Below are 13,274 nucleotides of genomic sequence, written 5' to 3'. Positions count from 1 at the left end.
CGCTCAACCAGTCCCCGGCGAGAGGTTCACCCCCCGGCCACCGCGCCGAGCGCCCCCACCCCCGGCAGACCGTCCGACACACCGGACGAGTCGGTCAGGGACTCGAGGTCGTAGACGCGCATGGACGCCGCGCGGCCCGCGGAACAGGTCAGCGGCGTCGGCGAGGCGACCCACCGCTCGCGCACGACGACGGTGAGCGGGCCCCGGTCCGCGCCACCGTCGAGGCGCACCTCCGTGAGCCCCGGCTCGCGCACCTCGACGCCGAGCACGCGCAGGGCGTCGACGTGGTGCTCGTCGTAGGCCAGGCGGGCGTGGTGCTGCGCGGCCTGGGCGGGCGGGGAGAGGAACGTGCGGCCCCGCACCCAGGTGGTGTCGACCTCCCCGGCGGCGTAGCGCCGGACGACCTCGACCGCCTCGGTGGCCGGCACCCGCCCGAGCACCAGGCCGTGGGGGAGCAGGACGACGTTGGCGGCGAAGCGGTCGCCACCCGTGTGCGTGGTCTCCCAGGTGCGCTCCGGGTACTCCATCGCGAGCGCGGCGGCGACCGGGCGCCCGCGCATCGCGCAGCAGGCGTCGTGACGGCCGTGCGCGCACACGAGGTAGACCGGCTCGGTCGACGGCGTCGTGACGGCCTCGAGGTCCGCGAGCGCCGCGGGCAGCTCCGCGGGCGAGCCCACCCGGCCCCACCGCACCGATTCGGCGCCCGGCGTGGTGTCGACGAGGGCGAACCTTCCCCGGTCCGCCGCGGCCTCGCCCCGGGCGCGGGAGCGGCGGATGAGCTGGAAGCGCGCACCGCGGGCCCGGCAGAAGGCGTCGATCGCGTCGAGCACCTCGTCCGGGTAGCCGGCGTCGCCGAGCGCCTGGTGTCCCCACGGGCCCGGGTGCTCGACGAGCAGCCAGCACCGGGCCGGCGGCGCGGTCGCGACGAACGGGTCGGCGCGTTCGCGGGCCGCCTCCGAGCAGCGGAACGTCGCTGCGCGCTCGGGAGGATCTGCCGGCTCCGGCGTGGTCATCTCCCCGTCATACCCCGCCCGGGCGGGGATGGACACCCGGACGGGGAGACTGAGGTAAGGATGACCTCACCTCGTCGCTCACCTGGCCGCTCACCCCGTCGCTCGCCCGTCGCTCAGACCGGGACGAGCACGCCCTCGCGCAGCAGCCGGCGCACGACGACGGCACCGTCCTCGGGCGACAGACCCGGCAGGTCGCCGGCTCGCGCCGGGTCGCCGTCGAGCAGGCGCGCGACCGCGTCGCGGGTGCCGGCGGGCAGGGTGAGCGTGCGGTCGGGCAGCTCGAGGACCACGGCGGCGCCGTCGGTGCCGTCGGTGCTCTCCGGGCGCAGCCGGTGGTGCAGGCCCCGGCGCAGCCGCACCGTGGTCGACGCGTCGGCCCCCGTCGCCGCGGCGGCCTGGGCCAGCGGGGCGACGGTCTCCGGGCGGTTGCCGTGCCAGACGCGCCGTCGCACGCTGCGCGCGACCCGCTCGGTGCGTCGCGGGTCGGGCGCGGCGAGGGTCTCGGCGAGCCGGGCGGCGACCGCCTCGACGTGCGGGGCGAGCGCCGCGGGGTCGGCGGCGTCGATGCCGAGGGGCAGCGAGCCGCGCAGCTCCGGGTCGTGCGTCAGCGCGTTCAGCAGGGCGTCCACGAGCGCCCAGCGGGTGAGCACGTGCACGCCGATGGTCAGGTGCGCGCTGACCTCGCCCTGCGCGGTGGCCGAGTGGAGGTAGCCGCGCGGCAGGTAGAGGGAGTCGCCGGGCTCGAGGACCTCGTCGATCAGCGGCTCCTCGGCGGCCCGGGTCGCCACGGCGTCGGCGTGGTCGTTCCAGGGCTGGGAGCGCAGCGGGTCGGGGTGCACGGGGGCGTGGACGTGCCAGCGCTTGGTGCCCGCGACCTGCAGGACGAAGACGTCGTGCACGTCGTAGTGCGCGGAGAAGCCCTGCGACGACGCCGGTGTGACGTACGCGTTGGTCTGGGCCGGGTGCCCGAGCTCGGCGGCGAGCTCGGTGGCGAGGTCGGCCACCGGACCCCAGGTGCGGTGCACGCCCTGCAGCACGACGGTGTGGCCCTCGGCGAACAGGGCCGCGACGCGGTCGTCGTGCACCTGGTCGGACACCTCGGCACCGACGCCGCCCTCGCCGGTGAAGTGGCGGGAGTCGACCACCGTGCCCTGCTTGGCGATCCGCAGGAATGGCGTGCGCAGGCCGCGCCGGCTCAGCAGCTCGTCGACGGCGGCCAGGTCGAACAGGTCACCGAACGCCGGGGGGTGCTCGGCGCCCTCGGCGTGCTTGGCGAGGTCCGCGGCGCGCGAGAGGCGGGCCTCGCGGCCCCACGCCGCGGCGGCGAACTCGTCGAGGTCGCCGGCGACGAGACGCCGCAGCGCCGGGCGGGCGTGCCCGGCGCCGCGATCCGTGGAGCCGTGATCGGGGGACCGGTCGCCCGCCGGCGCCACGGTCGTCTCGGTCGTCACGAGGCCTCAGGCTCCCCCGTCGGCGCCGCCGTCGGAGCCGCCGCCACGGGCACCGCCGTCGGCCGGGCCGTGGCCGGCACCGCCGTCCGCGCCCCCGTCGGCACCGCCGTCCGCGCCCCCGTCGGCACCGCCGTCGGAGCCGCCGCCGCGGGCGCCGCCGTCGGCCGGGCCGTGGCCCGCGGAGCCGTCCGCGCCGCCGTCGGCCGAGTTGCCGAACGCACCGCCGTCGGCCGGGCCGTGGGCGCCACCGTCGGCGCCCCCGTCCGCCCCGCCGTCCGCGCCCCCGTCGGCGCCGCCGCCGCGCGCACCGCCGTCGGCCGGGCCGTGGCCCGCACCGCCGTCGGCGCCGCCGTCGGCGCCCCCGTCGGAACCGCCGCCCGCCGCGCCGCCGTCGGCCGGCCCGTGGCCCGCGCCGCCGTCCGCGCCGCCGTCGGCGCCCTGGCCGCTCGCGCCGCCGTCGGCGGGGCCGTGCCCGCCGCTGCCGCTGGTGGTGATGTCGTCGTCGTTCACGTCGGACTCCTGGAGTCGTCGCTGACCCGGGGCGGCCCGCGCGGTGTGCGGGCCCCGGTCTGGTGGTTCGCTGTGGTGGTCACGGCGGTCGCCCGCCGACGACGGAGGCCGTACCCGGCCCGGGGTGATCTCACGCGCCCGTGACCCCGGCGGCGTGGTGCGTGCGGCGGGCCGCTGGCAGGGTCTCGCGTCATGAACCCGGAGGGAACCGTCGGCACGCTCGTCCTCCTGCGCCACGGGCAGAGCGACTGGAACGAGAAGAACCTCTTCACCGGGTGGGTGGACGTCCCGCTGTCGCCGCTGGGCGAGCAGGAGGCCCATCGCGGCGGGGAGCTGCTCGCCGACGCCGGCCTGCTGCCCGACGTCGTGCACACCTCGCTGCTGCGCCGCGCCATCAACACGGTCAACATCGCCCTCGACGTCGCCGACCGCGCGTGGATCCCGGTGCGCCGGGACTGGCGGCTGAACGAGCGGCACTACGGAGCGCTCCAGGGCAAGGACAAGAAGCAGACCCTGGAGGAGTACGGCGAGGAGCAGTTCCAGATCTGGCGTCGCTCCTACGACACCCCGCCGCCACCGATCGACCCGGACGACGAGTACGCCCAGACCGGCGACCCCCGCTACGCCGACCTCGGCGACGCGATGCCGCGCACCGAGTGCCTCGCCGACGTGCTCGAGCGGCTGCTGCCGTACTGGCAGGCCTCGATCGTCCCGGACCTGCGCTCCGGGCGGACGGTGCTGGTCGGGGCGCACGGCAACTCGCTGCGGGCGCTGGTCAAGCACCTCGACGGCATCGACGAGCAGACGATCCCGGGCCTCAACATCCCCACGGGGATCCCGCTGCGCTACGACCTGGAGAGCACGGGCGACGGCGAGCTGCGGCCCACCAACCCGGGCGGCACCTACCTCGACCCGGACGCCGCGCAGGACGCGATCGCGGCGGTGGCGAACCAGGGCCGGTAGGGGCGCACCGCCCCGTTCGGTGAACGGCGGCCGAACAGCAGGCCAACCCTGTCCCCCGGAGGCGTTGGACAGCTCACGCGAGTGACACCCGGGGAGCCACGGCGCCCTTACCATCGGGAAACGTGACCGTCCCGGTGCTGGTGACCGTCGTCGTGGCCCTCCTGGCCGCGGCGCTCGGCGCCGTCGCCGGGGCCGCCGCGGTGCGGTGGAAGCGCGACGAGCCCGGCCGCGAGCGGGCCCGCGGGGTGCGGGGCCCGACGGTCGCCGAGCTCCTGGCGCGGCTGGTGCGCCGGTCGCAGTCCGGCATCGCCGTCATCAACCGCTTCGGCGACGTCGTCCTCGCCAACGAGCGCGCCGAGGCGCTGGGCGCCGTCGTCGACGCCCGCCCCGACCCGCGGGTCACCGCGGCCGCCGAGCGAGTCGCCACCGGGGCCGAGCCGTGCGAGGTCGACCTGTCGCCGGCGACCCACCCGCCGGGCTCGACCCCGCGCCCGATCGTCGCGCACGTCCGCCCGCTCGGGGACGGCTTCGTCGTCGTCGACGCGACCGACACCTCGGCGGCGGTGCGCCTCGAGGCCGTGCGCCGGGACTTCGTCGCCAACGTCGGGCACGAGCTCAAGACGCCGGTCGGCGCGCTCGCGGTGCTGGCCGAGGCCGTGCTCGACGCCGACGACCCCGACGAGGTCGCGCACTTCGCCACCCGGATCCTCAACGAGTCCCACCGCCTCGGCGCGCTCGTCACCGAGCTCATCTCGCTCTCGCGGCTCCAGGGCGCCGAGCGGCTGCCCGAGCTCGTGCGGGTCGACGTCGACGAGGTGCTCGGCGAGGCGCTCAAGCGCGTGCGGGTGCCCGCCGAGGCCGCGGCGAGCGCCGCGCCCGAGGACGCCTCCGACCCCCGCGAGCGCTTCCTGCTCGACGCGCCCAGCGGGCTCGAGGTCGCCGGCGACCGGACGCTGCTGGTCACCGCGCTGACCAACCTGCTCGAGAACGCCGTCGCCTACTCCCCGGAGGGCACACCGGTCTCGGTGCGCCGCCGCCGGCAGGGCGACCGCATCGAGATCTCGGTGACCGACCGCGGCATCGGGATCGCCCCCGAGCACCAGCAGCGGGTGTTCGAGCGCTTCTTCCGCGTCGACCCCGCCCGCTCGCGCGCCACCGGCGGCACCGGGCTGGGGCTCGCGATCGTCAAGCACGTCGCCGCCAACCACGGCGGGGAGGTGCGGCTGTGGAGCCAGCCCGGCGTGGGCTCGACGTTCACGCTCCGGGTCCCCGCCGCACCGGCCGACGACGACCCCGACGACCGCGAGGCCGACCCCGACCTCGACGACCTCGACGCCGACCTGGCGTACAGCGCGACGGCCGGGCACGACCCGGCCCCGTCCGTCCCCGGAGGATCTCCATGACCCGCGTGCTCATCGTCGAGGACGAGGAGTCCTTCGCCGACCCGCTGGCCTACCTGCTGCGCAAGGAGGGCTTCGAGACCTCCGTGGCGGGCACCGGCGCGGCCGCCCTCGACGACTTCGAGCGCCACGGCGCGGACATCGTGCTGCTCGACCTCATGCTCCCGGGCATGAGCGGCACCGACGTCTGCAAGGCCCTGCGGCAGCGCTCCTCGGTGCCCGTGATCATGGTCACCGCGCGCGACGCGGAGATCGACAAGGTGGTCGGGCTCGAGCTCGGCGCCGACGACTACGTCACCAAGCCCTACTCGGCGCGCGAGCTCATCGCCCGCGTCCGGGCGGTGCTGCGCCGCGGTCAGGACGCCGAGACCGACGGCGGGCCCGCGCCCGCCGGCGGCGAGCGCCAGCTGCTCGAGGCCGGCCCGATCCGCATGGACGTCGACCGGCACGTCGTCACCGTCCTCGGCGACGGGGTCGACGGCGCCCCCACCGAGGTCCCGCTGCCGCTCAAGGAGTTCGACCTCCTCGAGTACCTGCTGCGCAACGTGGGCCGCGTGCTCACCCGCGCCCAGCTCATCGACCGCGTCTGGGGTGCCGACTACGTCGGCGACACCAAGACCCTCGACGTCCACGTCAAACGGCTGCGCGCCAAGCTCGAGCCCGAGCCGTCGGCGCCCCGGCACCTCGTCACGGTGCGGGGGCTGGGCTACAAGCTCGACGCCTGAGCGCCCCGGTTAGACTCACGGCCGTGCGACTCGGGGTGCTGGACGTGGGGTCGAACACCGTGCACCTCCTGGTGGTCGACGCCCAGCGCGGCGGTCACCCGACGCCGACCCACTCCACGAAGACCGCGCTGCGGCTCGCCGAGCACGTCCGCGAGGGCCGCCTCGAGGACGAGGGCGCCGACGCGCTGGTGGCGGCCGTCGCCGACGCCCGCCAGCAGGCCCTCGAGCTGGGCTGCGAGGACCTGCTGGCGTTCGCGACCTCCGCGGTGCGCGACGCCTCGAACTCCTCGGCGGTGCTCGAGCGGGTCCAGGACGAGGCCGGTGTCGACCTGCAGGTGCTCTCGGGCCCGGACGAGGCGGCGCTGACGTTCCTCGCCGTGCGCCGCTGGCTGGGCTGGTCGGCGGGCCACCTCCTGGTGCTCGACATCGGCGGTGGCTCGCTGGAGATGGCGGTCGGGCGGGACGAGGCCCCCGTGCACGCGATCTCGGTGCCGCTCGGCGCGGGTCGCCTGACCCGGGACTGGTTCACCGCGGACCCGCCGCAACGACGCGAGGTCAAGTCGCTCGCCGAGTACGCCCACGAGGTGCTCGCCTCGCCCGCGACCACGCTGCTGGGCGAGGGCCCGCCGGACCGGGCGGTGGTCACCTCGAAGACCTTCCGGTCGCTGGCCCGGCTCACCGGCGCCGCCCCCCGCAGCGCGGGACCGCGGGTGCGTCGCACGCTCACCGCGACCGGCCTGCGCCAGGTCGTGGCGTTCATCTCCCGCATGAGCTCGTCCGACCTCGCCGAGCTCGAAGGGGTGTCCGCGAGCCGCAGCCACCAGCTCGTCGCCGGGGCCGTCGTGGCCCACGAGGCGATGACCGCGCTCGGCCTCGACCAGGTCGAGGTGTGCCCGTGGGCGCTGCGCGAGGGGATCATCCTGGGTCGTCTCGACCAGCTACAGCCGGGCGGTGGGATGCTGTCGGTCGGCGGCCCCCTCGCGACTGGACGCCCGACACTGCACGAGGCACGGTAGGGGTCGTGAACAGGGACGACGGGCCCCGTCCGGGAACCCAGCGCAGTGTGGCCGAGCTCCTGGCGGCCTACAGCGCGGAGTCCCAGCAGCCCCGCCGTCGCCGCACGCCGGAGCCCGAGGACGAGCCCCGCGGCGCCGCGCCGGACCCGGGCGGCTACGCCTACCGCGCGCCCGAGCCCCCCGCGGACGACCGCTACGGCCACGACCCGGGGTACGACACCACCTACGACGCCACCTACGACACCCGCTACGACACGGGCTGGGACACCGGCCGCTACGACGGCGGCTACGAGACCGGTGGCTACGACACCGGCGGCCACGACGCGGGGTACGACCCCGGCCACGACACCGGGACCCGCGGCTACGGAGCCGTCGCCGGATCCGGCTACGGCTCGGGGTACGACGGCCAGGGCTACGGCGGCTCGCCCTACGACGGTCAGGGCTACGGCGGGCAGGGCTACGGCGGGCAGGGTTACGGCGGGCAGGGCCGGGGACCGGGCCAGCCCGCCAACGGCTTCGACCGCGGCGGCCCGGGTCACGGAGGCCCGGGGTACGGAGCCCCGGGGTACGGCGGCCCCGGGTACGACGGTCCCGGGTACGACGGCGGCCGCAACGGCTTCGGCCCCGGCCCCAACGGTCACCCCGCTCCCGAGCACCCGGCACCCCGCGACCCGTGGGGCGGCGCCGCGGCCGCCCCGTCGCCGCCGCCCGCCCCGCCCGTCGCACCGGCCGGACCCCCGCCCGCGCCACCGGCCCCGCCCGCCGGGCCGCCGCCGGCCGCCGCGCAGCAGCCCGCGCCCCCGGTCACCGGCACGCAGGCCTTCGGCGCCCCGCCGGCCCGTCCTGCCGGCCCGGTCCCCGGTGCGCCCGGCCACCCCGGGGTGCCGGCCGCGCGCGTCGGCGACGCCGGGCCCGCCACCACCGCGTCGCCCGCCGCCCGCCCGCCCGGCGCGCCCCCGCAGCGCGGTGGCCCGATGGACGACGGCGGCCCCTCCACGGCGGCCTCGCCGCTCGCCCGCCCGGACCTCGACGACGACGAGGACCTCGAGGACGAGCACGACGGGTACGACGGGTACGACGCGTACGACGACGGGTACGAGGACGAGCGCGACCCCCGTGACGTGCCCGCCGGCCTGGGCCGCCCGCCCCGCCGCGACCGGGTCGACGACCACCTCGACGACCTCGACGACCTCGACGAGGACGACCTCGAGGACGACGAGCCCGAGCCCCGCGCCACGTCGGCGCGCGACTGGGCGATCATGATCGTCCAGCTGGTGCTCGGCGCCCTGCTCGGCGCCGTGCTGTGGACCGTCTTCTCCTACCTCTGGCAGGAGCAGCCCGTCGTCGCCCTCGTGCTCGCCGCCGCCGCGACCACGGGCCTCGTGTTCGGCGTGCGCGCGCTGCGGAAGTCCGACGACCTGCAGACGACGGTGCTCGCCGTCGTCGTCGGGCTGGTGGTCACCGTGTCCCCGGCCGCGATCGTGCTGCTGAGCCGCTGATCCGTGCGCCCTCCGACGCCCCCGCACGGGGGCCCGCCGGTCGCCATGTCGACGGCCTCGGTCTTCCCCGAGGACATGGACTCCGCGTTCGCGGTGGCCGCCGAGCTCGGCTACGACGGCGTCGAGCTCATGGTCTGGACCGACCCCGACAGCCAGCACCTCGCCTCCGTCGCCCGGGCCTCGGAGCGCACCGGGATGCCGGTGCTCGCCGTCCACGCCCCCTGCCTCGCGATCACCCAGCGCGTGTGGACGCCCGACCCCGCCGAGCGTCTGCGCCGCAGCGCCGTCCTCGCCGCGAGCCTCGGCGCCCCGACCGTCGTGCTGCACCCGCCCTTCCGCTGGCAGCGCCGCTACGCCCTCGGGCTCTCCCGCCAGATCGACGAGCTCGAGCGGGCGCACGGCGTGCAGATCGCGATGGAGAACATGTTCCCGCTGCGGCGGGGGCGGCTGCGGTGGTCGAGCTACACCCCGGGCCACGACCCGACGGGCACCGGCGCCCGCTGGTACACCCTCGACCTCTCCCACACCGCGACGGCCGGCGACGACGCCCTGGCCCTGCTCGAGCGCATGGGTGACCGCCTGGTGCACCTGCACCTCGCCGACGGCACGGGCCTCGAGCGCGACGAGCACCTCGTGCCGGGGCGCGGCACCCAGCCGTGCGCGGAGGTGTGCCGGCAGCTCGGGACGTCCGGGTTCGCCGGCAGCGTGGTCGTCGAGATCAGCACGCGGCGCGCGCGCTCGCGCAACGAGCGCCTCGACATGCTCGCCGAGTCGCTGCTGTTCGCGCGGCTGCACCTGGGCACCGACCTGCCCCGCTCGCCGGTCTGAGGGCCTGCGGGAGGATCGCCCCATGAGCAGCACGGTGGCGGTCCTGGGCGGCGGGAAGATCGGCGAGGCCCTGCTGGGCGGGCTCGTGTCCGCCGGGCACGACCCGGGCTCGCTGCTCGTCGTCGAGAGCGTCGCGGCCCGCGCGCACGAGCTCGGCGCGCGCTACGGCATCGGCCCGGTCGACGCCCCGGAGGCGGCGCGCCGGGCGGACGTCCTCGTCGTCGCCGTCAAGCCCGCGGACGTGCCGACCGTGCTCGACGCGGTGCGCGACGTCCTCGCCGGCCGGGCGCCGGGGCAGGACCGGCCCACCGTCGTCTCGCTGGCGGCGGGTATCCCGACGTCGGCGCTCGAGGCGCGCCTGCCGGCGGAGACGGCCGTCGTGCGCGTCATGCCGAACACCCCGATGCTCGTCGGCCGCGCGATGTGCGTGCTCTCGGCCGGCTCCGCGGCGGGGGACGCGGAGCTGGCCGCCACGGAGGAGCTGCTCTCCGCGGTCGGTCGCACCGTGCGCGTGCCGGAGAGCCAGCAGGACCTCGCGACCGCGCTGTCGGGCTCCGGGCCCGCCTACGTCTTCCTGCTCGCCGAGGCCATGATCGACGCCGGGGTGGCGCTGGGCCTGCCGCGCCCGGTGGCGACCGAGCTGGTGACGGCGACCGTCGAGGGCGCGGGCGGGCTGCTCACCACCTCGGGCAGCGACGGGCGCGAGGGCGTGCCGCCGCACCCGGGCCTGCTGCGCGAGGCGGTCACCTCGCCGGGCGGGACCACCGCCGCCGCGCTCGGCGTGCTCGAGGCCGACGGCCTGCGCAGCGCGCTCGCGCGCGCCGTCACGGCCGCCCGCGACCGGTCGGTGGCGCTCGGGCGGCAGTACGGCTGATCGCGCCGGGCGGAGGTCCGGCGACCGTTCGTCGTGACGAGATCGTGTTCGGGCGCCGCGGCGTGGTCGCTTGACGCGCGAGCGTGCGCGGCCGACGCACGAGCGGGTGTACTCGAACCAGACGTCACACGCGTCCCGCTACCCTCACCCGCACAGCACGGCGTGTCGAACCGCCGGGAGGGGAAGCCCGGCGGCACGGCCTGTGCACGGAAGGCGTGAGACCCATGCCCAACAACACGACGGGCCCCGGCCCGCGACGGGCGGACGGGGACAATCTGGCGAGGGTGCAGTTCCTGACCGTCGCCGAGGTCGCCGCCGCGATGCGCGTGTCGAAGATGACCGTGTACCGGCTGGTGCACAACGGAGAGCTGCCCGCGGTCCGCGTGGGCCGCAGCTTCCGGGTGCCCGAGGACGCGGTGCACGAGTACCTGCGCGGCTCCTACTTCGACGCCGGCTAGCCGGTCACACCCGCACCCCTCCACCACCGGTCGCCGCCAGGGCGGCCGGTACGGTGGTGTGTCTGCGACCGCCCCGGTCGCCCCTGTCTCCACCCGCGGTTCACGAGAGGTTCCCCCTATGGGCTCGGTCATCAAGAAGCGTCGCAAGCGGATGTCGAAGAAGAAGCACCGTAAGCTCCTGCGCAAGACCCGCGTGCAGCGTCGCAAGCTCGGCAAGTAGGGCTCACGTCGGCCCTGGCCCCGCGCACGGGGCTCGGGTCGGGGCGGCCGGTCGGGTCGTCGCCAGCTATTCCGGGGGAGTTGTCCAGGGCATGTCCGAGGCGCCGTCCGTCGTCCTCGTCACCGGGGTGAGCCGCTTCCTGGGCGGCCACCTCGCGGCGCGCCTGGCGGCCGACCCGTCGATCGAGCGGGTCCTCGGCGTCGACACCACGCCGCCGTCGCGGGAGATGCGGCGGCGGATGGGTCGCGCCGAGTTCGTGCGCGTGGACATCCGCAACCCGCTGATCGGCAAGGTCATCTCCACCGCGAAGGTCGACACCGTCGTCCACGCGTCCCTCTCGGGCAACCCCGGCGCGTCCGGCGGCCGCTCGATGATGATGGAGATGAACGTCATCGGGACGATGCAGCTGCTCGCGGCCTGCCAGCGCTCCGAGACGGTGCGGCGGCTCGTCGTGAAGTCGACCAGCGCGGTCTACGGCGCGAGCCGGCGCGACCCCGCGACGTTCACCGAGACCACCGAGCCCAAGGCCATCCCGCCCGGCGGGTACGCGAAGGACGCCGTCGAGATCGAGGGCTACGTCCGCAGCTTCTCGCGGCGCCGGCCCGACATCCCGGTGACGACGCTGCGGTTCGTCAACCTCATCGGGCCGCGGATCGACACGTCGTTCGTGCGGTACTTCTCGCTGCCGGTGGTCCCGGTGGTGCTCGGCTACGACGCGCGCGTCCAGCTCCTGCACGAGGAGGACGCGGTGGCGGTGCTCGAGCGCGCCGCCGCGCAGGACCTGCCCGGGGTGTTCAACGTCGGGGGCGCCGGGGTGCTCATGCTCTCCCAGGCGATCCGGCGGGCGGGGCGGCTCTCGCTGCCGATCCCGCAGCCCGCGGTGCCGCTCGTCGGGCGGTTCACGCGCCGTGCCCGTCTCGTCGACTTCTCGCCCGAGCAGATGCGGCTGCTGAACTTCGGCCGCGTCGTGGACACGACGAAGCTGCGCACCGAGTTCGGCTTCACCCCGCGCTGGACGACCGTCCAGGCCTTCGACGACTTCGTGGCCGGGCGCAACCTGCGCCCGGTGATCGATCCGGCCACGTGGGGCCGGGCGCAGGATGCGGCGCTCGCCGTCGCCCGGGCGCTGCCCTCCGGTGCCTGACACCCCGCGCGACCCCTCCGCCCCGCCCGCCCGTCTCCCGGAAGGTGACGTCATGCCCGAGGCCCGGGTGATCCCGCTGCGTTCCGACGGCGGGGGTCCCCGACACCGTTCGCGTCCCGCGCCGCGCCGGGCGAGCCGACCGGGTGTCGGGTCGCTCCAGGAGCGCACCGCGGCCGCCCGGGGCCTCACCGGCGGCACGGACGAGGTGACGGGCGAGGTGAGGGAGGCCCCGGCGGGCGAGCTCGCCGCGCTGCCCACGCCCGGCCCGACCGAGCTCGAGGCGCGGGTCGCCGAGGTCGGCGAGTTCCTGCAGCGTCGCCTCACCGGCCGCTACACCGTCGACGACTTCGGCTTCGACCGCGACCTCACCGAGCACGTCGTCATGCCGCTCCTGCGGCCGCTGTACGAGAAGTGGTTCCGCGTCGAGACGATCGGCACCGAGAACGTGCCGTTCTCGGGCGGGGCACTGCTCGTCGCCAACCACTCCGGCACGCTGCCCCTCGACGCGCTGATGACGACGGTCGCGGCGCACGACGACCTGCCCGTGCCGCGCCACCTGCGGATGCTGGCCGCCGACCTCGTCTTCGGCCTGCCCGGGGTCGGCGCCGCGGCACGCAAGGCGGGGCACACGCTGGCCTGCAACGCCGACGCCGAGGCCCTGCTGTCGGCGGGCGAGCTCGTCGGCGTCTGGCCCGAGGGCTTCAAGGGCATCGGCAAGGACTTCGCCGACCGCTACAAGCTGCAGCGCTTCGGCCGCGGCGGCTTCGTCTCGGCGGCGCTGCGCTGCGGGGTGCCGATCATCCCGTGCTCGATCGTCGGCGCCGAGGAGATCTACCCGAAGATCGCCGACCTCGGCCCGGTCGCGCGCCTGCTCGGCGTCCCGTACTTCCCGATCACGCCGACCTGGCCGCTGCTCGGGCCGCTCGGCCTCGTGCCGCTGCCGTCGAAGTGGTACATCGAGTTCGGTGAGCCGATCCACACCGACGCCTACGAGCCCGGCGCGGCGGACGACCCGATGCTGGTGTTCAACCTGACCGACCAGGTGCGCGAGAACATCCAGCAGACGCTCTACCGCCTGCTCGCGGGCCGCCGGAACGCCTTCCTGGGGTAGATCGCCGGCTAGAGCGTGTCTGGCGGATCATGAGATCCAGGCCAGGGTGGCGCGGAAGGTGA

14 protein-coding genes are annotated in these 13,274 nt (G+C 76.2%); 11 read left to right on the top strand and 3 right to left on the bottom strand.

The window, feature by feature from the left end:
* Positions 1 to 26: 26 nt before the first annotated feature.
* From PH190_RS28700 to PH190_RS28690, 3 genes are all read right to left on the bottom strand, one after another.
* Positions 27 to 1,013: a sucrase ferredoxin gene (locus tag PH190_RS28700; protein ID WP_274234960.1), complete on the bottom strand. Its 987-nt coding sequence runs from the start codon at positions 1,011 to 1,013 to the stop codon at positions 27 to 29.
* Between the two features lie 113 nt (positions 1,014 to 1,126).
* The gene (locus tag PH190_RS28695) at positions 1,127 to 2,464 is read right to left on the bottom strand and encodes a cupin domain-containing protein (RefSeq protein ID WP_274234959.1); all 1,338 of its coding nucleotides are present in this window, start codon (positions 2,462 to 2,464) and stop codon (positions 1,127 to 1,129) included.
* A gap of 6 nt (positions 2,465 to 2,470) precedes the next feature.
* Entirely contained in the window at positions 2,471 to 2,974 is a 504-nt protein-coding gene (locus PH190_RS28690; RefSeq protein WP_274234958.1) for a hypothetical protein, read from the bottom strand.
* Positions 2,975 to 3,166: 192 nt separating this feature from the next.
* On the opposite strand from PH190_RS28690, the gene PH190_RS28685 reads away from it, so the two are divergent.
* The 11 genes from PH190_RS28685 (at position 3,167) to PH190_RS28635 (ending at position 13,212) form a co-directional block, all read left to right on the top strand.
* Positions 3,167 to 3,937 (top strand): phosphoglyceromutase, encoded by a 771-nt coding sequence (locus PH190_RS28685; protein ID WP_274234957.1) that lies wholly within the window; start codon positions 3,167 to 3,169, stop codon positions 3,935 to 3,937.
* A 122-nt stretch (positions 3,938 to 4,059) separates the two neighbouring features.
* The gene (locus PH190_RS28680; RefSeq protein WP_274234956.1) at positions 4,060 to 5,340 is read left to right on the top strand and encodes a sensor histidine kinase; all 1,281 of its coding nucleotides are present in this window, start codon (positions 4,060 to 4,062) and stop codon (positions 5,338 to 5,340) included.
* Positions 5,337 to 6,062: a response regulator transcription factor gene (locus PH190_RS28675; RefSeq protein WP_274234955.1), complete on the top strand. Its 726-nt coding sequence runs from the start codon at positions 5,337 to 5,339 to the stop codon at positions 6,060 to 6,062. The genes PH190_RS28680 and PH190_RS28675 overlap by 4 nt, the downstream gene beginning before the upstream one ends.
* Before the next feature lie 23 nt (positions 6,063 to 6,085).
* Positions 6,086 to 7,078 (top strand): Ppx/GppA family phosphatase, encoded by a 993-nt coding sequence (locus PH190_RS28670; protein ID WP_274234954.1) that lies wholly within the window; start codon positions 6,086 to 6,088, stop codon positions 7,076 to 7,078.
* A gap of 5 nt (positions 7,079 to 7,083) precedes the next feature.
* Positions 7,084 to 8,577 (top strand): hypothetical protein, encoded by a 1,494-nt coding sequence (locus PH190_RS28665; RefSeq protein WP_274234953.1) that lies wholly within the window; start codon positions 7,084 to 7,086, stop codon positions 8,575 to 8,577.
* A 45-nt stretch (positions 8,578 to 8,622) separates the two neighbouring features.
* Positions 8,623 to 9,405: a sugar phosphate isomerase/epimerase family protein gene (locus PH190_RS28660; protein WP_274234952.1), complete on the top strand. Its 783-nt coding sequence runs from the start codon at positions 8,623 to 8,625 to the stop codon at positions 9,403 to 9,405.
* 22 nt (positions 9,406 to 9,427) lie between these two features.
* On the top strand, positions 9,428 to 10,279 hold the full coding sequence (proC, locus tag PH190_RS28655; protein WP_274234951.1) for a pyrroline-5-carboxylate reductase: 852 nt from the start codon (positions 9,428 to 9,430) through the stop codon (positions 10,277 to 10,279).
* Between the two features lie 284 nt (positions 10,280 to 10,563).
* Positions 10,564 to 10,737, top strand: coding sequence for a helix-turn-helix domain-containing protein (locus PH190_RS28650; protein WP_274234950.1), 174 nt, complete (start codon positions 10,564 to 10,566; stop codon positions 10,735 to 10,737).
* Between the two features lie 118 nt (positions 10,738 to 10,855).
* Positions 10,856 to 10,957 carry a 30S ribosomal protein bS22 gene (locus PH190_RS28645; protein ID WP_010241351.1) on the top strand — a complete coding sequence of 34 codons (102 nt, stop codon included), beginning with the start codon at positions 10,856 to 10,858 and terminating at the stop codon, positions 10,955 to 10,957.
* Positions 10,958 to 11,048: 91 nt separating this feature from the next.
* Positions 11,049 to 12,101, top strand: a complete 1,053-nt coding sequence (locus tag PH190_RS28640) for an NAD-dependent epimerase/dehydratase family protein (protein WP_274234949.1) — start codon at positions 11,049 to 11,051, stop codon at positions 12,099 to 12,101.
* A 52-nt stretch (positions 12,102 to 12,153) separates the two neighbouring features.
* Entirely contained in the window at positions 12,154 to 13,212 is a 1,059-nt protein-coding gene (locus PH190_RS28635; protein ID WP_274234948.1) for a lysophospholipid acyltransferase family protein, read from the top strand.
* Positions 13,213 to 13,274 lie beyond the last annotated feature (62 nt).

The sequence above is a fragment of the Actinomycetospora straminea genome (assembly GCF_028737255.1).
GTDB classification, from domain to species: Bacteria; Actinomycetota; Actinomycetes; order Mycobacteriales; family Pseudonocardiaceae; genus Actinomycetospora; species Actinomycetospora straminea.
This window is presented reverse-complemented; position numbering and strand designations above follow the sequence as displayed.